At 45.4% G+C, this 24,326-nt stretch carries 17 protein-coding genes; 14 read left to right on the forward strand and 3 right to left on the reverse strand.

All coding sequences use genetic code 11. The features are described from left to right. The coding region (locus tag Q4Q46_RS06285) for a P-loop NTPase fold protein (RefSeq protein ID WP_311905531.1) at positions 1 to 2,241 on the forward strand (2,241 nt) is incomplete at its 5' end. Positions 2,242 to 2,832: 591 nt separating this feature from the next. Here the strand turns inward: Q4Q46_RS06285 and Q4Q46_RS06290 are convergent. Further along, positions 2,833 to 3,228 carry a VOC family protein gene (locus Q4Q46_RS06290; protein ID WP_006085321.1) on the reverse strand — a complete coding sequence of 132 codons (396 nt, stop codon included), beginning with the start codon at positions 3,226 to 3,228 and terminating at the stop codon, positions 2,833 to 2,835. A gap of 187 nt (positions 3,229 to 3,415) precedes the next feature. Between Q4Q46_RS06290 and Q4Q46_RS06295 the strand changes: the two genes are divergently transcribed. The 3 genes from Q4Q46_RS06295 (at position 3,416) to Q4Q46_RS06305 (ending at position 6,899) form a co-directional block, all read left to right on the forward strand. After that, complete coding sequence (locus Q4Q46_RS06295) at positions 3,416 to 3,997, forward strand: DUF502 domain-containing protein (RefSeq protein WP_226059804.1); 582 nt, start codon at positions 3,416 to 3,418, stop codon at positions 3,995 to 3,997. A 397-nt stretch (positions 3,998 to 4,394) separates the two neighbouring features. Further along, the gene (locus Q4Q46_RS06300; RefSeq protein ID WP_311905532.1) at positions 4,395 to 6,371 is read left to right on the forward strand and encodes a BCCT family transporter; all 1,977 of its coding nucleotides are present in this window, start codon (positions 4,395 to 4,397) and stop codon (positions 6,369 to 6,371) included. Between the two features lie 165 nt (positions 6,372 to 6,536). Then, positions 6,537 to 6,899: a YajD family HNH nuclease gene (locus Q4Q46_RS06305; RefSeq protein ID WP_006081075.1), complete on the forward strand. Its 363-nt coding sequence runs from the start codon at positions 6,537 to 6,539 to the stop codon at positions 6,897 to 6,899. 56 nt (positions 6,900 to 6,955) lie between these two features. Here Q4Q46_RS06305 and Q4Q46_RS06310 read toward each other — a convergent pair whose 3' ends face one another. Continuing rightward, the gene (locus Q4Q46_RS06310) at positions 6,956 to 7,189 is read right to left on the reverse strand and encodes a DUF1289 domain-containing protein (protein WP_006085323.1); all 234 of its coding nucleotides are present in this window, start codon (positions 7,187 to 7,189) and stop codon (positions 6,956 to 6,958) included. A gap of 164 nt (positions 7,190 to 7,353) precedes the next feature. Between Q4Q46_RS06310 and Q4Q46_RS06315 the strand changes: the two genes are divergently transcribed. From Q4Q46_RS06315 to Q4Q46_RS06340, 6 genes are all read left to right on the forward strand, one after another. Further along, positions 7,354 to 8,754 carry a methyltransferase gene (locus Q4Q46_RS06315; protein WP_311905533.1) on the forward strand — a complete coding sequence of 467 codons (1,401 nt, stop codon included), beginning with the start codon at positions 7,354 to 7,356 and terminating at the stop codon, positions 8,752 to 8,754. Between the two features lie 253 nt (positions 8,755 to 9,007). Continuing rightward, positions 9,008 to 10,057, forward strand: coding sequence for a 3-oxoacyl-ACP synthase III (locus tag Q4Q46_RS06320; RefSeq protein WP_011846420.1), 1,050 nt, complete (start codon positions 9,008 to 9,010; stop codon positions 10,055 to 10,057). 171 nt (positions 10,058 to 10,228) lie between these two features. Next, positions 10,229 to 11,137, forward strand: coding sequence for an alpha/beta fold hydrolase (locus Q4Q46_RS06325; RefSeq protein ID WP_259523666.1), 909 nt, complete (start codon positions 10,229 to 10,231; stop codon positions 11,135 to 11,137). Then, positions 11,137 to 13,011, forward strand: a complete 1,875-nt coding sequence (gene oleC / locus Q4Q46_RS06330; protein ID WP_311905534.1) for an olefin beta-lactone synthetase — start codon at positions 11,137 to 11,139, stop codon at positions 13,009 to 13,011. Before Q4Q46_RS06325 ends, oleC begins: the two co-directional genes overlap by 1 nt. A 7-nt stretch (positions 13,012 to 13,018) precedes the next feature. Next, on the forward strand, positions 13,019 to 14,164 hold the full coding sequence (oleD, locus tag Q4Q46_RS06335) for a 2-alkyl-3-oxoalkanoate reductase (protein WP_311905535.1): 1,146 nt from the start codon (positions 13,019 to 13,021) through the stop codon (positions 14,162 to 14,164). Positions 14,165 to 14,269: 105 nt separating this feature from the next. After that, positions 14,270 to 14,509, forward strand: a complete 240-nt coding sequence (locus tag Q4Q46_RS06340) for a DUF3624 domain-containing protein (protein ID WP_311905536.1) — start codon at positions 14,270 to 14,272, stop codon at positions 14,507 to 14,509. Positions 14,510 to 14,551: 42 nt separating this feature from the next. Here the strand turns inward: Q4Q46_RS06340 and Q4Q46_RS06345 are convergent, their stop codons facing one another. Continuing rightward, positions 14,552 to 16,171: a peptide MFS transporter gene (locus tag Q4Q46_RS06345; RefSeq protein WP_311905537.1), complete on the reverse strand. Its 1,620-nt coding sequence runs from the start codon at positions 16,169 to 16,171 to the stop codon at positions 14,552 to 14,554. Positions 16,172 to 16,856: 685 nt separating this feature from the next. Between Q4Q46_RS06345 and Q4Q46_RS06350 the strand changes: the two genes are divergently transcribed. The 4 genes from Q4Q46_RS06350 (at position 16,857) to Q4Q46_RS06365 (ending at position 24,310) form a co-directional block, all read left to right on the forward strand. Then, positions 16,857 to 17,843: a TerC family protein gene (locus Q4Q46_RS06350; protein ID WP_311905538.1), complete on the forward strand. Its 987-nt coding sequence runs from the start codon at positions 16,857 to 16,859 to the stop codon at positions 17,841 to 17,843. A 226-nt stretch (positions 17,844 to 18,069) separates the two neighbouring features. Further along, a complete protein-coding gene (locus tag Q4Q46_RS06355; RefSeq protein WP_311905539.1) occupies positions 18,070 to 19,608 on the forward strand; it encodes a hypothetical protein in 1,539 nt (512 codons plus the stop codon). 253 nt (positions 19,609 to 19,861) lie between these two features. Continuing rightward, positions 19,862 to 20,740 carry an ABC transporter ATP-binding protein gene (locus Q4Q46_RS06360; RefSeq protein ID WP_226059813.1) on the forward strand — a complete coding sequence of 293 codons (879 nt, stop codon included), beginning with the start codon at positions 19,862 to 19,864 and terminating at the stop codon, positions 20,738 to 20,740. Between the two features lie 12 nt (positions 20,741 to 20,752). After that, complete coding sequence (locus tag Q4Q46_RS06365; protein WP_311905540.1) at positions 20,753 to 24,310, forward strand: ABC transporter permease/M1 family aminopeptidase; 3,558 nt, start codon at positions 20,753 to 20,755, stop codon at positions 24,308 to 24,310. Positions 24,311 to 24,326 lie beyond the last annotated feature (16 nt).

Here is a 24,326-nt window from a genome sequence, read left to right on the forward strand (position 1 = left end):
ACGACAATACAGAACCAAGTGTATGCCCCTGAATTTCAGCCTCTAGCATCACGATATTCTCGGATGTTAAAAGGTAAAGCAGGCTTCTCTTTTCTTGGTTTTAAACTCTCTTTAGAGCCTTCAAATGAAACCATTGATGAGATGCTTCATGATATTGATGAAGTATTGAAACGTGCTGGGCGACGTTTAGTCGTAGTGGTTGACGATCTCGATAGGCTAGAGCCCAAGCTTGTTAACAATGTATTATTTACTGTAAGGCGGACATATAACTTGTCACAAGCTTCTTATATTCTATGTTATGACTTGGAAAATTTGCTCTTAGGAAAAGAAGATGGAGAAAAAGCGCGAGAGTTTTTAGAAAAATTTGTCATGATTCAGTATAGTTTATTTATTGATAGGGCTAGTATAAAAAAGTATCTCCTTAACAATTGGATAAATGAACAAGTTACGCAACTTACAGCCTCATCAGAAAAAATACTACAACTATCTTCGGTTCTAACTACTTTAGTTGAAATGCTTGAAGGTGATAAAGCCGATGAATATATGCCTATTGTTGGCGACTTACGAAAAGTTAAACGATTTGTAAATACACTTTTGCTTTTACAGATAGAGACTATTGATTTAGATAAAACCGATTTTTGTCGTTTTTCACTGATTAATTTGCTCTTGTTGCATTTGCATTACCCAGGGGTTTTTAGGAGAATTTATTCAGAAGAAACGGATTTTCACACTGGTATTTTTAGTAAATTTAATAATTTATCTAGAACTGATAGTACAAAAGTCGAAAGTGGTGATCCATTTATTCAATATTTAGAAAAACAAGAAACAAGTGCTAAGTTCTTGCTTAATGAATTATTCGGAGAAGGTGAAAAGAGGGTTCATACAGAACTAAAACAGAGGAAAGCTAGTCTTTCTAATGTTGGAAGCGATAGAAATCTCGAAAAGTATCTAAAGTTAATAGTGAGGCTGGCTATACCCGAGCCTAGAGATACTTATATTTTATATTGGAGTGCAGTTGAACGTGTAAAAGTCAATAAAGATTCCCATGTTAGTGCTATAGAAAAAGAGTTAAAACGTGATGAGTTTAGTTTAAAGCTTGGTGAGCATGCTCATAATAAATTCTGGAGTATTCTTGTTAATCAATCCCATGGTTTTACAAATATTGTAGTGGATGACGCGATTAACACCTTGATTGAACTTTTACCTCAGTACTCTCTTGTGGCTATGGATGGCATGCATATCGGCCAACGTCCTAGTTCAATTTATTCATTGATTCGTCTTTTAGATATCGCGGGATGGGGAAGAACTAATGCTCAGAGACGATCAAGGGATAATGTTGCTGAAGTTGCTTATCGGATCTTCGGCCAAAATATGCATGAAGGAAAAGGAATTATTGCAAGATTAGTTTCGTATGAACGTGGAGCATTAGCTTGGGATGATCTGCTAACTTTTAGATTATCTTGTTCCGTTAAAAGAGGAAATCAATTACATAATATCAACTCTGCATTGATTTTATTTGAAGAAAGTGAGGCTAAGACTGATGGCTTAGTATCAGACCTTGAACGAAATGGAATGAGAAAGTTATCACAAGAAATAGCTTCGTTATTTAAGGCTAGGTATATAGATACAGAACGCAATTTCCTTTCTGAAATTGATGATACTCCTAATAAAAACTTCTTGGGCAAAGCTGAAGAATACTTAGCAGAGCGAGTGGAAGAAACTCCGAATCAACGAATTGATATTTTAGTAAATAAAATAGATACTGAGAGATCTAGCTTAAAAACTTTTGTTACTTATCAATTGTGCAATACAACGCCACCTGAAAATGAAGTTGGTTGCGGATTTTATGATGAGAGTGGTACAGAGGATCTGGGGGGGATATCTAGGATTATGAATGATTACTTTTTTAATATATGTTTCAACCCGAAGATTGATGAGAACAACATATTTCATTTTATCAATCACTGTTTAATGAATTTTACCCGTCAATACGGGAGAGATTATGAAGATAAATATCAGCCAACAAAAAATGGATTAGCGGCTGGCTTTGACATTTCTGCAATGAAGCAATATTGGAGTGAGCATGGAGACTTAATTAAAAGTAAAAGACTTGAGAACCAAGTTGCAAAGATTATTACTTCTAATTACATAGCGACATACAAAGAAGATCTACCAGCAGTTTTTAACGTGCTCGATGGAATGCTTCAGCCTGATATAGATTGTACTTATAATGCATTATAGTGAAGTGTTCATTGTTTTGATAAAAATTTAGTACTAGATATGGCTAAATCGAAGAGACAATAAATCCAAGTGTAGATGCCGCAGCGGACATTTATGACTAGCGATGGACTCTGATAAGTCGCTAGTTTTCTAGATACGATTAATTTCGCATTAGATTTCGTATGGAAAATTCAAATGAATGAAGCTTAAATGAGTTTTAACTCTAAATGATAAAGGGGCAAATGCTTTTTAGGGCAGACATAGGTATTGATAACTTACTTAAGATTGTCATTGCTGCACCAGTGACCTTCTAAAACAGGGATGTTTTAGTAGAGCCCTCAAGGATGAGTTTACGGCGGGTCACTGGGGAAGTAATGATAATTAACACTGCAAAACCCAGTCGTCTTGTTTTGATCACTCGCTTTTTAGTGGAGCCTATAGGGATACCTCTTATTAGCTCAAAGGATCATGAGTCAATCGGGAAACAATGACAATGAATGCCATATAACTGTCGAGATTCTTATCGCAAACAACAGTGAACCAGTATAACGTCAGCTGCAGTTCTGCTCGCCGCGTGCTAGCAGAACTGCTGCTGATATTGCCCCAATTCGTTTATCCCGTGCAGGCGGGCAAATATTCTGATAACTCAAGCAGGTTACAATCGGGGTCTCGGATATAGACAGAGTTTATCCGGCCTGTGGCGCCGGTTCGTAGCACTGGGCCTTCAATGATTTCAATCTGAAGAGCGTTTAAATGCGCGATCACTTCTTCTATGTTATGGCTGACTACAAAACACAGATCGGCACTGCCGGGCGTGGCTGCTGCGGCCTTAGGTTCAAATTCGGCGCCCGCTTGGTGCAAGTTAATCTTTTGATCGCCAAAACTTAACGCAATACGCTGATTGCCAAATACCACTTTCTTCATTCCGAGTACGGTTTGATAAAATTCGACACTGACGGCGATGTCTTTTACGGTTAAGACCAAATGATCTAAGCGGGTTACGCGCATTTTACTTTCCTTAGAATGGCTCAGAGTGGGCTCTGATTTTGAACGCTATCTCTACACTTGAGACGAATAAGAGTCAGATACCTTACATCATGTGCTGGTGCAAAAGTGACTCTGTGGTAGCATTTGTGGCGTTTTTTTGCGTAAATATTTTGTGCCTACTATATCCCTATGACCGAATGAGAGAGTGATGAAGAAAACCTTAGCCCGCGGCTTGATGAATCTATTACCTATGGCCTTGAGTTTGTGGCTGTTTTGGTCGTTGTTTGTATCGTTAGATGGTTTAGGAATTGTGATTTTAGAGTTGGTAGGGATTAACCAACACTTTGTCGGCGCCGGTTTTATACTGGTGGTGGCATTAGTTTTTGCGGTGGGCCTGTTGTTTTCAGTCAGCCCGATTGTGTGGCTTTATGGCTGGCTTGAGCGCCAGTTGATGCGTTTCCCATTGTTTAAATCGGTTTATGGCAGTATCCGTGATATTGCTTCTTTGATGAATCGTGATGGCAAGCCGACCAGCCAAAAGACAGTGTTAGTGAAGCAGGCGAATGGCAGTTTTGTGGTGGGATTTATCATGACAGATACGCCGCCGCAGCCTTTGTTAGATGCGTTGCCTGAGGGCGATTGGGTGCCTGTGTTGTTCCAATTGAGTTACCAAATGGCGGGCGTGACTAGCTTGATCAAACGGGACGATCTAATCATGGTCGACTGGTCGTTTGAAGAGGCGATGCGCTTTAATTTAACCGCTGGCATTTCGCAAACACCTACTAAGTAATCGGATGTTGGTTCAAGCGATTTAGCGTTTAAAATTAAATTTGATGATTTTTGTGGTATAATTTTTTGGCGACCAATATGGTCGCCATTTTTTGTGCTAAATATTCTAATTATAAATTTGTTTTATGCTAAAGGCATGCTTTGACTGCCTTAGTGGTGTTAACGCTATTTATCCATCAATCATCGGCTGTCAAAGTCGTGTGTTGTTAATCCCGTTTTTCAGATCCTGTCACGTTTAGCCATAGCGAGTCGTTGCATTGAGCTGTGGGATTGAGCCCATACTGGTCATAGATGAGCCCCGCAGCATTAAACATATTATGAGTATAAGTTTTGTTCTATCTCTCCGTTGGTGCGCTGAGATATTTGGAGAGTGAACCCGCTAGAAATAGGGAGAGTCAATGTCGATCAAGTCGAGTATTAATCCGCCGGTATTTTATTCGTCGGTCTTTTTCATCATCTTGATGGTGATGATTTGTGCAGTATGGCCCACAGAGGCTAACACCGTTTTTAGATCAATACAGTCATGGATAGAAGTGAAAGCCGGTTGGCTTTACATTCTGAGCGTGGCGTTTTTCCTGATTTTTATCATCTTTGTCATGGTCAGTCGCTTTGGTGATATCAAACTCGGGCCAGATCATTCTGTGCCGGATTACAGCTATAAAAGCTGGATTGCCATGTTGTTTTCGGCAGGTATGGGTATTGGCCTGATGTTTTTTGGGGTTGCCGAACCTGTAATGCACTATCTGGCGCCGCCAGATGCTACGCCTGAGAGTCTCGCCGCCGCTAAAGAGGCGATGAAGATTACTTTCTTCCATTGGGGACTGCATGCTTGGGCGATTTATGCCGTAGTGGCATTGAGTCTGGCCTACTTCTCCTATCGTCATAAGTTACCGCTACTGCCACGAAGTGCTCTTTATCCCTTAACTGGTGAACGCATTTATGGTCCTATTGGCCATATTGTCGATACCTTTGCCGTGCTCGGCACTATGTTTGGGGTGGCGACATCACTGGGTTTTGGGGTGTTGCAGGTTAACTCGGGTTTGAGTTATCTATTTGAAGGTTTACCTAATAACGCAGTAGTGCAAGTGTGCTTGATCATCGGCATTACCTTGCTCGCGACGCTGTCGGTGTTTTCTGGCCTCGACAAAGGCGTCAAACGCTTAAGCGAACTCAATCTTGGCCTCGCGATTATCTTATTGCTTATCGTCTTGATCTTGGGCCCTACAGTCATGCTGTTGCAGGCCTTTGTGCAAAACACCGGCAGTTACTTAAGTGATTTGGTTGGTAAAACCTTTAACTTGTACGCCTATCAACATAAGGAAGATTGGCTCGGCGGCTGGACCTTGCTCTATTGGGGCTGGTGGATTTCTTGGTCACCTTTTGTCGGTACCTTTATTGCGCGTGTGAGCCGCGGTCGTACCATCCGTGAGTTTTTGATTGGTGTGTTATTTGTGCCATCGGCGCTGACCTTCCTATGGATGACAGTGTTTGGTAACTCTGCGATTGATTCGATTATGAATCAAGGCGCAACCTACCTTGCCGAGGCGGTGAATACCGATGTGTCAGTGGCCTTGTTTGTGTTTTTCGAGCACATGCCGTTCCCGACCTTACTCTCAGGGATTGCGATTTGTTTAGTCGTGACCTTCTTTGTAACCTCGTCGGATTCGGGATCCTTAGTGATTGATAATCTGACCTCGGGCGGCGATAACAATGCGCCTGTATGGCAGAGGATCTTCTGGGCTCTATTGCAAGGGGTTGTGGCCTCGGTATTGTTGTTGGCTGGTGGTTTACAGGCGCTGCAAACGGCGGCTATCGCCAGTGCCATGCCGTTCCTCGTGGTGATGTTATTCATGTGTCTGGGATTATTTAAAGCCCTGAAGAATGACTGGCTTAAGATCAACAGTGTGCAGTTACACAATACCAGTGTGCAGTACGCCAAAACCAACATGAGCTGGGAAGAACGCATTGGCGTGCTCGTCTCGCATCCCACCCATGAAGAAGCGCAAGTGTTCTTGAACAATGTCGCGACACCCGCTTTATCTAAGGTGTGTCAACACTTTATGACCAAAGGTATAGTGGCGGATCTCGAATACTTAGATGGCCGCGTACGCTTGGTGATCAGCAATGAGGTGAACTTGCCCTTTGTTTACGGAGTACGCACCCGTTGTTTCGAAATCACTAACCCGATAGGGACTGAAATCGAGCAGGGCAATACCTTGTATTACCGCGCCGAAGTGTATTTAGAACAAGGTGGTCAGCATTACGATGTGATGGGGTATACCGAAGAGCAAATCCTCGCGGATGTGGTGACTCAGTATGAAAAATACTTACACTACTTGCATCTGTCGAATGCCGATCATGCCCACATAAGCTAAGTAACGTAAGCTAAGTTAGCTAAGCCAGTAACGTAAGTCGGTTTAGCCATTTACGTCTACAAATCGCGCACCATTAACCCGCAAAGTGCGGGAGATATTGCCCCAAGTGATAACTCGGATTATCCTTGGGGCAATTTTTTTAGGGTTTGTTTTAGGGATTACACTATGTCATCAGTGCCAGGCCAGAGTAAGTTAGATAAAGTATTAGCCGATGCGCGGGAGTACAAAGCTAAGCGTGAGGGCGGTTACCGTGAGCAGGCGTTAAAACTTTATCCTTGGGTATGTGGCCGTTGTACACGCGAGTTTACCCCGAAAAACTTAAGTGAACTGACAGTGCATCATCGCGATCATAACCACGATAACAACCCGTCAGACGGTTCAAACTGGGAGTTATTGTGCCTGTACTGCCACGATAACGAACATTCTCGTTTCGAAGAACTGATCCGCTATGGCAGCACCACTGAAACGAAACAAGCGGCGGCGACCTACAATCCCTTTGCCGACTTGAAATCAATGCTTAAAAAATAGTCTTGCAGTTTTTTAGTAGGATGATATTGCGGAGAAGGTGGCGTTAGCGGACGGGTTTAGTCCTTGTCGGTTAAACGCGCCTCGGCAGCTAACCATTTATCGCGGCTTAAAATATGCTGGTTTTCACTGCCTTCAAATAAGGCTTTGCGGGCGGGGAGTTGCTGACAAATGGCCGCCTGTTGCGCTTCGCTACTCGTGCGCCAACTGACGATTTCATCGATATGTCGAAAGCAGCCCATGCAGTAGTCTTCGTCATTTAAACCGCAGCGTGCGACGCAAGGTGAAAGCATAGGTGTCCTCTGGAGCCTTATGGTTAGTTAACCGAGTCTTCTCAGTTAACAATATGGTTGAGTGTTTAAAGGCCGTGATACTAACATTTTTTCGCATAAAGTCATCTTTAGGGCGCATTCCCTTGGCCTAAGGTTAGACATGTATTTTTTACACTGGGCATGACGTGAACCAAGATAATCTGCAGCAACAACTCACTTACTCACAGAAATTTAGCGAACTTAATCAGTTGCTTGAACAGAGTGCAGCCCTGTGGCAAGTGCGTGCATTTGAAGTGAACGCTTTACCTTGGGCACAGGATTTTCCGCAGTTGGCCGAAGCTGTGTGGGCGCTGGCTGACGATGAGCTGGATGGACTCGATGCCGAGCAATCTTTGCTGGTTAAAGCGTTGTCACCGGCATTAAGTCACGATCTTAGGACATTAGGCCAAGATTGGGACTTGTCATTGCTCACCGCATCCATTGCCGAACGTACGGTTTTTAACGATAAGACGGTTACTGATAAGGCTGGCGTGGCTGAACCGTCGCTTGCGGATAACACCGCAGCGCAGCAAGGTGGCTTGTCCTTTGACGATGAAGCGCATTTCAGTGCGCACATCAAAGGCCGTAAATGGCAGCAAATTACCGCCTTTGTGCAGCATTTACCCCAGCTTAATTTACCTGTGCTGGAATGGTGTGCGGGTAAAGGGCATTTGGGCCGCTTGATTGCTAAAGCCCGCGGCGCCGAAGTGGTGAGCTTAGAATGGCAAGCGCCATTATGTGAAGCAGGGCAGGCCTTTGCCGATAAGTGGCAGTTGTCACAAACCTTTATTTGCGCCGATGCCTTTGCTATTGGTGCAGAACATGCCGCGACAAACACATCCATAACCACATCCATTACTACAGTTGAAGCACCAGCTCAACACGCCGCAAAAGCCAATCCGTTAATCGCACGGCAGCAAGCGGTTGCATTGCATGCCTGCGGTGATTTGCATGTTCGGCTGTTAACGCTGGCGGCCGAGGCGGGCACGCAGGCGCTGGCGATTTCCCCCTGTTGTTATCATTTAATTCACGCGAGCCATTATCAGCCGTTATCCAATCTTGCTCAGCAGAGCAGCCTAAAACTCAGTCGCCATGATTTACAGTTACCGCTGCAGCAGAGCGTGATCGCCAATCCCAAACAACAGGCGCTGCGCCATCAAGAAATCGCGTGGCGCTTAGGCTTTGATGCACTGCAACGTCAATGTAGACAAATCGACGCATATTTACCTTTACCCTCGTTAAAACAGAGTCAGTTGAGCGGCAGTTTTACTGATTTTTGCCTGTGGGCGGCCGAGACTAAGGCCGTTAATTTAGCCAAAAACAAGGATTTTGAGGCTTGGCTTGAGATAGGGCGACAAAGACAACAATTAACTCGCCGCATCGATTTAGTGGCGCATTTGTTTCGCACTGTACTCGAGCAATGGTTAATCTTAGATCGCGCTTGTTTTTTGCAGGAACAAGGATATGGTGTTTGCGTGGGTGAATTTTGTGCAAACAGCGTCACACCAAGAAATTCGCTGATTTTAGCGCAAAAAATGTCAGTATAATTTTGAGTGTCTGAAAATATGCTGTACTGTGATGTTTTTTATGAAGTATTTCTATATTAGCGCATTTAAGTTTAGTGATAGTGAATTCAGGGCCGTCGTGTTTGGAACCTGCGCTGTGAGACAAGTCTTACACTGAAGATGGTTTTTTATTGAATCATCGGGCTTTTCTTGTTCAAATGTCGCATTAATGACGAATAACAACTGAAAGCTGACCTGTTGGTCAGTCATTCTAGTGAGCGAATAAAACAGTTTCATGAAATATTCCCGCGTATTTATTAATAGCCTGGCCTATGAACTGGCGCCTGTTGTGGTTTCCAGTAGTGAGCTAGAGTCTCGTCTTGCTCCTTTGTATCAAAAGTTCCGTATTCCAATGGGACAGCTTGCCGCATTGACTGGGATTACTGAACGCCGCTGGTGGCCAAAAGGACATCAATTGTCCGACGGTGCGATTAAAGCTGCCCGTAAAGCCATGGTTGAAACTGGGATTGATGTCGCCGATTTAGGTGCTGTTGTCTATACCGGCGTGTGCCGCGATCAACATGAACCCGCGACCGCGTGTCGTGTTGCTGCCGAATTGGGCGTGTCAAAAGACACCGCCATTTACGATATCAGCAACGCTTGTCTTGGGGTGTTATCGGGTATTTTAGATATCGCTAACCGTATTGAGTTGGGTCAAATCAAGGCGGGTATGGTGGTGTCCTGTGAATCGGCGCGGGATATTGTCGATGTCACTATCGATAACATGCTGGCCGATCCCACTATGCAGAATTTTGCCCAGTCGCTGGCGACCTTAACCGGTGGCTCTGGCGCAGTGGCAGTTATTCTTACCGACGGCAGTTTGCCGCTGACAAATGTGCGTCAGCATCAATTGCTGGGTGCATCGCACTTATCGGCGCCTGAGCACCACCAGTTGTGTCAATGGGGTCTGCAGGAAGTGGGGCACAATCTGTACCGCGAGTTTATGCGTACCGATGCGGTGACGCTTCTCAAAGAAGGCGTTGAGCTAGCTAAACACACTTGGGAGCATTTCCTTGAGCAGCGTAATTGGCTGGTTGAGCAAGTGGACAAAGTGATTTGCCATCAAGTGGGCGCCTCAAACCGTAAGCAAGTGCTTAGCGCGTTAAATATTCCCCCCGAGAAAGAATTTCCTACGTATCAGCTGCTGGGCAATATGGGCACAGTGTCGTTACCTGTGACCGCCGCCATGGCGCACGATCAAGGCTTTTTACAAGCGGGCGATCAAGTGAGCTTTTTAGGCATAGGCAGTGGATTGAATTGCATGATGTTAGGCATTAAGTGGTAGGGTGCAGTGCACCTTTTCACGCCTTTGCTTGATGGCTAGAATACATTCGAGTAAATGAAGTCAGTTCATGATTCAGTTGATAGCTCAGTCTGTCGTTCAGTCGATAAGCTAAGCCTGCTAAAAATAAACCATTATTCGCTCTCATAAATAGAACAAAAGATAGGAAGCGTCATGTTAGACACTCTGTTGCCTTTTAAACGTCATTTTCTTAGCCGTAATGGCAACAAGCTGCATTATATCAACGAGGGCCAAGGCGAACCTGTGGTGATGGTTCACGGTAATCCTAGCTGGTCGTTTTACTACCGCAATCTCGTGAGCGCCTTAAAAGATACGCATCAATGCATAGTGCCAGATCATATCGGCTGTGGTCTGTCGGATAAGCCCGACGATAGCGGCTATGACTATACCCTTAAGAACCGTATCGACGATCTCGAAGCCCTGCTCGATAGCCTGAATGTGAAAGAAAACATTACCTTAGTTGTACACGACTGGGGCGGCATGATAGGTATGGGTTATGCGGCGCGTTATCCTGAGCGTATCAAACGCCTAGTGATTTTGAACACGGGTGCTTTCCATCTGCCTGAGACTAAGCCGTTTCCTTGGCCGCTGTGGATCTGTCGTAATACCCTGCTAGGCACAGTGCTGGTGCGTGGTTTTAATGCCTTTTCGTCTATCGCCTCATATGTGGGCGTGAAGCGCCAGCCTATGTCCAAATACATTCGTGAGGCGTATGTCGCGCCGTTTAACTCTTGGGCCAATCGCATTTCGACGCTGCGTTTTGTGCAGGATATTCCGCTGCGTGAAGGCGATAGAAACTATCAGTTAGTCTCTGATATCGCTGCGAGTTTACCGCAGTTTGCCAAAGTGCCGACTTTGATTTGCTGGGGCCTGAAGGACTTTGTATTCGATAAGCATTTTTTAGCAAAATGGCGTCAGCATATGCCCCATGCGACCGTGCATGAGTTTGCCGATTGTGGTCACTACATTCTGGAAGATGCCAGCGATGAAGTGATTGCCTATATCAAAGGCTTTATGGCCGACGACCAAGCAGCTGCGCAGTCCGAACAGGCCGTAGGTTAATGTCGACCTTGCTTGAGACTGAAGTGACTCCTTTGTTGGCTGCTGTAGTGACGCCGTTGGAAAAGTCACTTTTAACGGGCACTTCTGCGTCAGTATTGACCAGTGACGCCAATATTTGTCGTCATCTCAAGCAAGCCGCCCATGCTATTCCCCATCATCTTGCGGTAGCAGTACAAAGCGCTCAGGGCGCTTCTGTGGCGAATTTGCGTTACAGCGAGTTGGACTTTCTCAATCTAGATAGACAAAGCGATGCGATAGCCTTTGCGCTAAACGCCCATGGTATTGAGCGCGGCATGAAAGCTGTGCTTATGGTCACGCCGAGTCTGGATTTTTTTGCACTTACTTTTGCGCTGTTTAAAGCGGGGGTTATTCCTATCTTAGTTGATCCCGGCATGGGGATTAACAATCTTAAGCAGTGTTTTGCCGAAGCCGCGCCCGATGCCTTTATCGGTATTCCTAAAGCCCATATCGCCAGACGGTTATTTGGTTGGGGTAAGGGCAGCATTAAGTCATTGCTCAATGTTGATGGCGGCAAAACAGGCTTAGCTGCACGATTAATGCGCATCGCTACTGGCGCCATCAGTTTATCGACTCTGCTGCAAAACAGCTCTTCACGAAACGCCTCGGCTCAACATACCCAAGCCCAACATGCTGAATACCCCATGGTGATGCTCAAATCTGATGAGATGGCGGCCATTTTATTCACCAGTGGCAGTACCGGCACGCCTAAGGGCGTAGTGTATAGCCATGGGATGTTTGAGGCGCAAATTCAAGCGTTAAAAAACGATTATGGCATTTGCCATGGAGAGCGCGATTTAGCGACGTTTCCGCTGTTTTCACTCTTTGGCCCCGCACTGGGTATGGCGTCGATCGTTCCAGAAATGGATGCCAGCAAACCCATCACCGCCAATCCCGAATTCCTGTTTGCCGCGATTGAGAAATATCAATGCAGCAACATCTTTGTTAATCCCGCCTTGCTGGAACGTTTAGGCCGCGCAGGTGAACAAAAACAGCATAAACTGCCCAGCGTGCAGCGGGTCATTTCTGCGGGTGCGCCAGCCACCATTGCTTCCATCGCCCGATTTAGCAAGATGCTGAGCCAAGGCGTGCCGATTTTAAATTCCTACGGTGCGACCGAATCTTTGCCGATCAGCATGATTGCTAGCGATGCGTTATTTGCCACCACAGATATCACAGATAACGGCGGCGGCATTTGTGTCGGCGGCGCTATCGATGGCGTGACGATTCGTATCATAGGCATCAGCGAAGCCGTTATCCAAGAGTGGGATGAGGCCTTAGTGCTGAATAACGGTGAAATCGGTGAAATCGTGGTGCAGGGGCCTATGGTGAGTCAGTCCTATTATCTAAACAATAGTCAGCACGATAGCCAAAACGATAGCCAAGGTAATAGCGCGACTGCGGCGGCCAAGATTTGGGACTTGGCAACCAATACCGTTAGACACCGCATGGGCGATTTGGGGTATCTTGATGATCAAGGTCTTCTGTGGATGTGCGGTCGCAAGGCCCACAGAGTCGATACCACCCGTAAAGGCCAGTTGGTAAAGCGTTATTATTCTATTCCCTGCGAGCGCATTTTTAATACCCATCCCAATGTGAAGCGCTCTGCCTTAGTTGGAGTGAAAGTGGCGAACGAGATAGAGCCTTTGATCTGTATCGAACTCGACCAATCATTGGTGTGTAATAAGAGCGAGCAGCTTTATCAAGATTTGATTACCATCGCTGAGCAATTTGCCCAGACGCAGGGCATAAGACGTTTTCTTATTCATCCTGATTTTCCTGTGGATGTGCGGCATAATGCCAAGATTTTTAGAGAAAAATTAGCCGTTTGGGCACAATTGCAAACGAAAGGTTGATACCTAAATGACGATAAACCCAATCAAGAGCACGACGCTTGCGCAATTTGATGCTGCTGAACAAACGGCACTCGCGCAGCTCGCCCTTAAAGTGCAACACGCCTTTGTCACGGGAGCGGGGGGATTTTTAGGTAAAGCGATTTGTTTGAGATTGTTAGCCGCGGGCATTAAGGTCACAGGTTTTGCCCGTGGGCACTATCCCGAACTTGAAGCGCTGGGCGTAGTCATGCTGCAAGGGGATTTAGTCAATAAAGACCAACTGCAACAGGCGATGCAAGGCTGCGATATCGTGTTCCATGTGGCGTCTAAAGCCGGCGTTTGGGGCGATAGAGACAGTTATTTTTGCCCAAATGTGAAGGGTGCTGCCAATGTGATTGCCGCTTGTAAGGCATTAAAAATAGATAAGTTAGTTTATACCAGTACCCCGAGTGTGACCTTTGCTGGGCAGGATGAATCAGGTATTGATGAGTCTACTCCCTATGCCACCAGATTCCTGAATCATTATGCCCACTCTAAAGCCATCGCTGAAAAGATGATGCTCGATGCCAATCAAGTGGGTGACATGCCACTTGAGAATCCTGATGTGACTCAATTATCTAGCCAAGTGACGACTCAAGCCACTGCACCCTATGCGTTAAAAACCGTCGCGCTCAGGCCGCATTTGATATGGGGTCCTGGCGACCCCCATCTCGTGCCTCGAGTTCTGGCGCGCGGCCGTTTAAATAAACTTAAACTGGTTGGCCGCGAAGATAAGCTAGTCGATACCATCTACATAGACAACGCTGCCTATGCCCATGTGCTGGCCGCGCTTGAACTTTGCCAAGCAAAGCCTAAGTGTCAAGGGAAAGCTTATTTTTTGAGTAACGATGAACCCATCACTATGGCCAAAATGCTCAATCTGATTTTGGCCTGCGATGCTTTGCCGCCAGTCACTAAGCGCGTGCCGCAATCTGTGGCCTATGTGGCGGGCACAGTGCTGGAAACTGTGTATTTTCTGCTAAAGAAGCAAGAAGAGCCCATGATGACGCGCTTCGTGGCAAGGCAGTTATCCTGCAGCCATTATTTTGATATTAGCGCCGCCAAGCGAGATTTAGGCTATCGCGCACTTGTCTCTATCACTGAAGGGATGGCAAGACTTAAAGCGTCACTCTAGTGTTATTAGTCATGAGTTTCTGAGTGTGCTTGAAATTCAATATGCCTGCTCTTATTTGCACTCTTATTGGTACTCTTATTGTGGGCATAGTTTAGCTGGGGACTTATGAGTTGCGGTGATTGTAAAACGGAGATTTTCAGACAAAAGATGGGTCGCTGTAAACGCTGTATGTGGCAGCTTACCGCTTTGTCGGCTATCGGTTGGCCGCTATGGTGGTGGCTTTATCGTGATGCGCCTAGGGATGTAAACTCGATTGCATTACTGTTTTTCTGCGCGGCTTTTACGGGGCTATTGGCTTTGCACCTCATCGTCTTGGCTTACCGTCGCCTTAGAGGGCGAAAGTAAGCCAAGTTTCCTTTCTTTTCTTTTCCTTTTAAATTCTTTGACTTAATTTGTTGCTGTGTTCTCGTGCATCATTTTTTTCATTAATGGCGCAAGGGCAAAGAAGACTAATGCCATTACCACACCAATTTGCGCCGAGAAGATAAACAGTTGCTCATATAGCGCCATCGCACTCGGTACGTCACTTATTACGCCACCTTGGGTATCAATCGCGGCGAGCTTGTTTAATTCGGCGGCTAAGATTTCAGAGTATGAAGTGCCGAGGAACCAAGCGCCCATCATCAGGCTGACCACGCGTTTTACCGACAGCTGAGTCACGGCAGATAAGCCTATGGGCGAAAGCAATAACTCGCCGATTTCTAATACAAAATAAGCCGCGACTAAGAACCAAATACTCACTAAGCCATTCGATAATGGCATCTGGATCCCGAGCACAAGCACCATAAAGGATAAACCAGCGAACAAAATGCCGAGTGCGGTTTTAACCGGTTTACTCGGATCGCAATTTTTACGGGCGAGGGCAGGCCAGAGCCAAGCGAAGATGGGCGATAAACTGATCACAAAGAAGGCGCCGAGGAAGGTTAACTGTCCCGCACTCCATTCGAGGCCGAGCATATTACGGTCCATCACTCGGTCCGAAAATGCCACCCATGAGCCATAGGTTTGTTCATATAAACCAAAAAAGATCAAACCCGCAACGATGAACAGCAGCAAAGCCGACATCTGTTGACGTTCAATCGGATTACAGTGTTTCACCATAAACCAGCCAATCCCGAGGGCGAGCACCAGAGATACTGAGTGCAAAAACCAGATCACTGGACTCACAGCGGGTAATAAACTGCTAATAGAAAGCACAAGGGAGTGGGTTTGAATCAACCCCCAGACTATGATTACGCTGCCAATTGCGCTTAAGTAAATCCATTGCTCTATGGTGATGCCGGCGGTTTTCTTTAAAATTCTTGCGGGATCTCTGGGTTCGGCGAAACCTTGTAGATGTTTCTTACCCCGAATAAACACCAACAATCCCGCTAACATTCCTAAACCTGCCAAACCAAAGCCGTACTTCCAGCCATAGGTTTCACCTAAATAAGCACAAATCAGTGGGGCCAAGGTGGCGCCTAAATTGATGCCAGCGTAGAAAATGGTAAAGCCTGAATCCCGCTTTGGAGATGACTCGGGATACAGCTGACCGACGATGGTTGAAATGTTAGGTTTTAAAAAGCCCACTCCGACAATAATTAAGGCGAGGGATAAATAGAACACCTGCAGTGCTTGCTCATCGCGCTGAACTTCACCGGCGACGATAACCGCTTGATGGCCTTCAAAGGCCATGCCTAAGTGGCCGAGGACCAACAAAATACCACCGAAGATCACCGCTTTACGCATGCCGATATAGCGGTCGGCCAATAAACCACCGACCACGGGCATGGCGTACACTAAGGCACCGTAAGCACCAATGACGTTATAGCCAAATTCGTCGGTAAACAGATGATATTTAATCAGATAAAGAAACAGTAACGCTTTCATGCCGTAGAAGGAAAAGCGTTCCCACATTTCGGTAAAAAAGCAGACAAACAAGCCTTTAGGATGCCCAAAGAGCATTTCTGGCGGGGGCGAACCCTGTGGGCCTTGCATAGCGTGTGGCGGATGTTGTTCTGTTGACACTTAAGACTCCCAATGCTGGCACTTTATGCGCCGAGCAGCTAATGATTCATTTTATCGTAATGAATTTTATTAATTATTTTTCATTATTTGTGATTATCGCGGCGCTTTTGATCGCTAAAAGACGGCGCTGTTGCAGCAGTTAATCACACTCGGATGATATGGAACAGCCAAGGGGGTTGAAACTGATGAATATTTTGCTTAGTTCACCATTTCGCCATTGTTTGAAACTGTGCTTAACCTGCTTTTGAGCCAGATTCTGTGGCTCAATTAATTCATTTCCAGTTAAGAAATGAGTGCTACATAGTGGCCAGAATTCAACTGTGGCAGTTTTAGGTTAGCGTCTTTAGCCTTGATTTCGCTGTTGTTCGTCCTTCTATAGACGGTGTGGCGATTTTGTACTATTTGAGAACATCTTCGTACTCGTTCGAGGCCGTCATCTAAATGAATCTGACGAATAGATGGGTTAGATGATTTGCTTAGGGAAGCGCTGTGATTGAGCTGTGACTTTATTCTAAGAATAAGTGTAAGTATGTAGTGAAATCATATTGATTATAAAAGAATTTTAATCTTGATGGTTGCGTTTTTATATATGGTTTCACAGTTTATATTTTTACAATGAGTTAATGTCTATCTGCTCAATTGTACTGATTTTACTCAACCGTTATGTTGGTTTTTAAGGAGACTTATGGAGTTTTTTACCACCCTATTTGTGGGTTACCCGCTTTGGGTTTGGTTGATGTTTTTCGGTTTTGTGCTGGCATTATTAGCCTTCGATCTTGGCGTATTACACAAAGAGCAGCATGAAATTACTGTGGCCGAAAGTTTAAAGCTTTCAGCCTTTTATATCTGTATGGGCTTACTGTTTGGGGCTTGGCTGTGGTGGTACAAGGGCTCAACGGCGGGTATGGAATATCTGACGGGTTATCTGATTGAAAAATCGCTGTCTATGGATAACGTCTTTGTTATCGCCTTAATCTTCAGTAGTTTAGGCATTCCGCGTTTATACCAACACAGAGTGCTCTTCTGGGGTATTTTGGGTGTAATAGTGCTACGCGCGATTATGATTGGCCTTGGCGCAGTGCTCGTTGCCCAGTATCAAGGCGTACTGGTGTTATTTGGACTCTTCTTGATTTTCACTGGTGTGAAAATGCTCTTCTCCAATGACGAGCACAGTGATATCCAAGATAATAAGTTTTACAAATGGTTACGCACTAAGATGCGCCTTACGCCGACACTGCATAAGGAGAAGTTCTGGGTACGGGGTGAAGATCATCAGTTATCAAAAGGATGGTGGGCGACGCCGTTATTTTTAGCGTTGATCTTAGTGGAAACCGCGGATTTAGTGTTTGCTGTCGACAGTATTCCAGCCATTTTTGCGATTACCCAAGATCCTTTCATCGTTTATACCTCGAATATCTTCGCGATTTTGGGGCTACGTGCCTTGTATTTTGCCTTGGCGGCCATGGTGCACCGCTTTGAATACCTTAAATACGCGTTGTCGGTGGTATTAGTATTTATCGGGGTGAAAGTGGGCTTAGTGTATTTCAATCACGAGGGAATAGTGGACTTTACTATTCCAACCGCACTGTCTCTTGGGGTGACGTTCGGCCTGTTAGTCGCAGGGGTCTTGTTCTCGTTGTGGAAAACGCGCGGCCAAGAAATCGATAAATAGGGAAATAGTTTGCGTGACTCGTGGCGAGTCCAATAACGAATCTCTTGGCCGTTTAGCCCATGCTAAACGGCCTTTTTTATATTCTTACTATCCGAATCGTTAAGCTTTATAGAGGATGTTAAAAAATGAGGATATTAAAAATTAGTCTATGCTTACTTTGAGTCGCCGCTTGTGCCGAGACTCACAAAGGGAGTTTTTAGGACTAATACTCTTCAAGGACGATATTATGAAACTTAACATTGCCGCCATACTCATGCTCTCAGTTTGTTCATTGACTACTGTCAGTGCAAAAGCTGCAGACAAACAAGCAACTGATACAGCATCTAATGTAACTTCCACTTGTACTGGAGCTTACCCAAGTTACTTCCAAGACCCCGCGTTCAATAAAACAGGTATGTGGGACAATCAAGTCATCATCAACCAAGCTTATTCGGGCTGGAAGGGACCTATTTTTAGCTTGAGCGACGCCTATTCGAGTGCGCAGCAAGATAATGCTGCACCTTGGCTTGAATTCAATCCCTTCGATAAAAGTCTGAGTGAGTCAGAGAAAAATACCCAAGCGTGGAAATACCTTTGGGCTGTGATGAAGTATATTCAAGAGGGGAACATCGACAAAGGCGATATCAGTAAGGACTGGGATTTGTGTAATAACAAGGTACGCTCTTGGTACCATATTCCCTATCAGACCTATGATCCTATGAGTGGGCGGGAATTTATCCACGGCTTGACCCGCGAAGCCCCCGTCACTATGGAGATAAAAGGCCAAGGCGATTTGAAAACCACTATGTGGGCGGTGGGGTTTTATAATCCTCAGGCGGCAAATAGCATTAGCAAGGTATGGACAGGAGCGCCGTCACCTGTAATGCCGCAGCAAAACTTTGTATTTAATGAAGGCAGTGTGATCGGCAAATTACTGTTCACCACAGCAACGCCCAATAATTATCCTTTCCTCGAAAACGTACCCGTTTGGCAAGCCAATATCAGTGCCAGTGATTTCTGCGAATGTAAAAATGCCGATGGCAGTGCTTGCAGTTTCCAACAGGAAACAGAGCAATGCCCGCGCTCTGTCGCCGATGTGTACTTATTACAGTTTGACATCGCAGTGCGTGACAGCCGCTCGCCCGTGGGCTGGGCCTATGGCACTTTTGTCGCCGATGGTCAGTTTAAAGCGAAAGAGAAAAATCCTTGGGATCGTATCTCCCCACTGGGGTTAATGTGGGGTAATGACACGCCGCCAGCCACAGTGGGAGCGGCAGCATTCCCTCAAAACCCAATCACAGGGCTTAAGGATAGCGCTGTATTTCAAGAGGTCGTTGGTCGCTTGAATGAGCACACCAATGCGGGACACTTAGGGTGTAACGGACGTTTAAATGGCCCTGCGGATAACGCATTAAGTAGCTGTTTATCTTGCCATCAAACCGCATCCGTTCCTGATAGCACTAATAATACTCCGGCAATCATGTACCAATTTGCCTCGTATCAAGAGCCGGGCAGTGGTCAATGCTTAACATCGCCCAGCGCCCTCGATTTATCGATTGACCAAGTGTATTTCAAAACCTTTATGTGCTCAGCATCCTTTGTTGGACCAAGCAACATAGTCCCCGTACCTAAATATGCCCAAGGGCAAAAAGAGTGGATTTCTACTGACTTTTCATTGCAGCTCAGCATCAGTCTCACCCAGTGGCAAGAATGGCAAGAAGACCAAGATAACCTGAAAAAGAACATCAAAGTGCGCGTATTCGAGGGCACTTTACCTTCTCGCTAATGTTGAAGTTTATGTAACTAATTGTATTTAGTACGCCATCTCAGATTTGACGGCATATTTCTACTTTTATATTGTATTTCAATAACAAGGGACTCAAATAGAGTCCCTTTTGCTATTTTAGTGATTCACAATATACAGTTTGTTTTTCTGGCTAGCATTCTGTAAGTGCATGAATATCTTGATAACTACTGTAAGGGTTAAGTTTATGTGATAGTTTGTCGGTATTTTGAACTCACAGAAGCAAGAGGGAAGCATGCTGACTATTTCTAATCTCACTAAAACCTATGATAACGGTGTTAAAGCACTCGATGGTGTTGATTTAACGATTTCCAAAGGGATGTTTGGTTTACTTGGACCCAATGGCGCGGGCAAGTCATCACTGATGCGTACCATTGCCGCCCTGCAAAGTGCAGATAGCGGTAGCATAGTATTTGACGGTATTGATGTATTAGCCGACCCTCAAGCGCTGCGTAAAACCTTAGGTTATTTACCCCAAGACTTTAATGTTTATCCGCGTATTAGCGCCTATGACCTGTTAGATCATTTAGCCATTCTTAAGGGGATTAATCAGAGCAAGCTGCGTAAAGAAGCGGTTGAAGGATTACTGGCTCACACCAATCTTTATCAGCATAAAAATAAAGCCGTGAGTGGTTTCTCTGGCGGTATGCGTCAGCGCTTTGGTATTGCTCAGGCCTTACTTGGTGATCCTAAGTTATTGATTGTTGATGAGCCTACCGCGGGTCTTGATCCTGAAGAACGTAACCGTTTCCATAACTTGCTGGTGAGTTTAGGCGAGGAAAAAGTGGTGATCCTCTCGACGCATATTGTTGAGGATGTGTCTGAACTCTGCGCCAATATGGCGGTATTAGCATCGGGTAAGATCTTGCTTCAAGGCAATCCCCACCAATTAGTGAGTGAGTTAACGGAAAAGATTTGGACTAAGACGGTGAGTCAAGCGCAGGCGCAGGAGCTCGAAGCGCAATTGCCTGTGATTTCTAAGCGTTTATTCGCGGGCCGCACAGTACTGAATGTGATGGCAGAGACCTGCCCCGAAGGATTTATCCCAGCGACAGCTGGGCTTGAAGATCTGTATTTTTCTACCTTACACAGTCATCGCCGTCAGGCTGCCTAAGGAGATATCAATATGTTGTTATCAATGCTTAGGTTTGAGTGGCGTTATTATTTACGTCAGCCATCCTTTTATGTTGTTTCTTTTCTATTGTTTTTAATGAGTTTTCTATCTGTCGCATCTAACAATATCCAAATTGGTAGTGGCGGCGAGGTGATGAAAAACAGCCCATTTGGTATTACCCAAACTATGTTGATCATGGGATTAATTTCCATGTTTGCCGTGGTGAATTTTGTGGGCAGCACGGCTATCCGCAATCATCAGCATTTGATGGAAGAGCTGATTTATAGCAAACCCCTATCGCCATTTGCATATCAATTTGGCCGCTTTTTAGGCAGCTTTGTTGTAGTGATGATGGTATTCGCGTTTATTCCCATAGGGTTAATGCTCGGTTCCTTTATGCCATGGGTCGATGCGAGCCGCTTTGGGCCATTTGTGTTATCGAATTATCTTGTGCCGTATTTTTTGCTCGCCATGCCGAGTTTGCTGCTGATCTCCACTCTGTTCTATGCGATGGCAAGTCGCTTTCGTTCTTTAATGGCGCTTTATCTGACTGCAGTAGCTATGTTGGTGCTCTATACCCTAACGGGTGAAATGGCGAGCCAGCCACAATATCGCACCATAGCAGCTTTACTTGATCCCTTTGCGCTGCGCACTTTTGCTGAAGTGACCCGTTATTGGACCATTAGCGAGAAGAATAACCAGTTAATTGAATTCTCGGGGCTAGTGCTGCAAAACCGCGCGTTATGGTTTGGGATTGCTTGCGTGTTACTGGCGGTTTCTGGGATTTTTCGTCAGCCGAGCTTGACTAAGAAGCGTGAGAAAAAATCAGACAAAGCGGGAGTCATCCCCAGCTTAGTGCCTTTGGCACAATTGGCTATGGCAACTGAACCTAATGGTCGTCAGCAATTTTGGACGCGCGTTAAATTTGAAGTACGCCAAGTGCTGTTTACCGCACCATTTGTGGTGTTAGGCGTGCTGACTATTTTCAACTTAGTCGGCCCCATGTTCGATGATTTTGGTTGGTATGGCACATCTAACTGGCCACTAACCCAAGATATGGTAGATAACATTGCCGGCGCGACGGGGTTATTGATGGTGATAGTGCTGATTTATTACAGCGCAGAAATCGTCTGGCGTGAACGCAGTTCAGGAATGGGGGATATCGTCGACAGCGTTCCCGTATCAAACTTAAGTTTTTGGGGCTCTAAGTTCGTGTCAGTGGTCATAGTGATGACCTTGCTGTACGTGCTCGCCATGTGTACCACCATCGCCTTCCAACTGATAAAAGGTCAAGCCAATCTTGAGATTGCTCAATACCTTATTCGATTGGGATTTTATTACCTCTTGCCGCTGTTGATGACTGCTGTGCTGGCGTTTTTCCTGCAAGTGCTTAGCCCAAATAAGTACGCTGGTATGGGGCTATTTGTTGCTTATTATCTAACGACGTTTGTCATGGCAAGCTGGGGATTTGGCCATAGCCTGTATAACTTTGGTCAATCGCCAACCTTAACTTACTCCGATATGAACGGCTACGGCTGGGGCTTATTAAGCCATGCACTCTATATGATTTACTGGGGGGCTTTTAGCCTTATCCTGTTTGTTTTAGGTTATGGTTTGTATCATCGCGGACCGAAGCAGAGTCTTAAAACGCGTCTGAGCTTACTGGGTTATCAGCTTGGTTATAGTGGTAAAGCCATTGTTAGTGTTGCCTTAGTGGTGTTTTTGGGTATGGGTAGTTATTTGTTCTACCAGACCAAAGTGGTGAATCAGTTCCTCACTCAAGATGAGACCACAGATCTGCAAGCCGATTATGAGAAGGCTTTTAAGCAATACCAAGACATGCCGATTTTAGTGACCACTAAGGTCAATGCGAATGTCGATATTTTCCCTGAAGATCGCAAAATTGTCGCTAAGGTGATGTTTGAATGGCAAAACAAGTCGGATAAACCGATCGAGAAGATGCTAGTGCAGTTGCCTGAACACACTCAGGCAGATACGGTAAAAATCAATATTCCTAATGCTAACTTAGGTGAGTTTGATAGCCGCTATCGTAATACTTGGCTGACCTTTTCGACGCCAGTGCAGCCTGGGCAAGTGGTGCAAGGGGATATCCAATTAGTACGCGAGTCGGTGGGTGTTGCTGAATCTGGCTTTGATATGTCAGTGGTTGAAAATGGCACTTTCATCAATAACTTCGAGCTATTGCCGCTCTTTGGTTATCAAGATGGCTATGAGCTGATGGATCGCCACGAGCGCCAAAAGCGCGATTTAGCAGAAAAAGCACGTGCGAACAAACTTGAAGACAGCCGCTATTACACGCAAAACTTCTTTGGCGTCGATGGCGATTTCATTCAATTTGAAGCCACTATTTCGACAAGTGCTGATCAAATTGCATTAGCACCAGGATATTTGCAAAAACAGTGGCAGCAGGATGGGCGTCAGTATTTCCATTATTCGATGGACAGCCCTATGGTGAACTTCTACGCCATTATTTCGGGCCGTTATCAGGTAGAGAAAACCGAGCATAATGGTGTCGCCGTTGAGGTCTATTACCACGCAGATCACCCTTGGAACGTTGCCCGCATGATAGAGTCAGTTAAAGATTCTATCGATTACTACACACAAGCATTTGGGCCTTATCAGCACAAACAAATGCGGATCATGGAGTTTCCGGGTTACCGTAGTTTTGCACAAAGTTTCGCTAATACAGTGCCTTACTCTGAACGTATTGGTTTTATCACTGATTTACGCAACGAGGATAATATCGATCCTGTGTATTACGTCACCGCCCATGAAGTGGCGCATCAATGGTGGGGACATCAAGTGGGTGCTGCTGACGTACAGGGTAGCGCTGTGATATCCGAAAGCTTGTCACAGTATTCGGCGCTTATGGTGTTGGAGAAAAAGTACGGCGATAAAATGATCCGTAAATTCTTGAAATATGAATTAGATAGATATTTACGTGGCCGTTCATCCGAGTCCATAAAAGAGATGCCTTTGCTGCGCAGTGAAAATCAGCAGTACATTCATTATCAGAAAGGCTCAGTGGTGATGATGGCGATTAAAGATGTGTTAGGTGAAGCGAAACTCAACGCTAATCTCAAGGCATTTTTAGCGCGTTATCAGTATCGTAACGATCCTTTCCCAACCACATTGGATTTGGTGAGTTACCTTGAGCAAGGGGCAGATGAAGCGCAGGCTCGCTTTATCGATGAGTCTTTTAATGAGATTACGCTCTACGATCTCAGGTTAACCAATGCGGTAATGACGACTCTGGCTGATGGCAAGACGCAAGTTGAGCTGACCGTCTATGCCAGCCGCAAGGTGGCCAGTGGTAAAGGTGAAGAAACCGAACAACCTTTAGATGCCATGATTGATATCGGTGCCTTTAGTGCCGATCCCGATAAGCTGAAGGACGATAAACAGGTGTTATTAATTGAGAAGCACAGACTGGTCAGTGGTGAAAACAAGCTGACGATCACTTTGGCTCAGAAGCCCAGTTATGTGGGAGTCGATCCCTTTGTGAAACTCATCGACAGAGATGCGAAGGACAATATTTTTAAACTGTAAATCAGCTATCAAACAA

Origin of the sequence: Shewanella vaxholmensis (genome assembly GCF_031932135.1) — a bacterium.
Classification (GTDB): domain Bacteria; phylum Pseudomonadota; class Gammaproteobacteria; order Enterobacterales; family Shewanellaceae; genus Shewanella; species Shewanella hafniensis.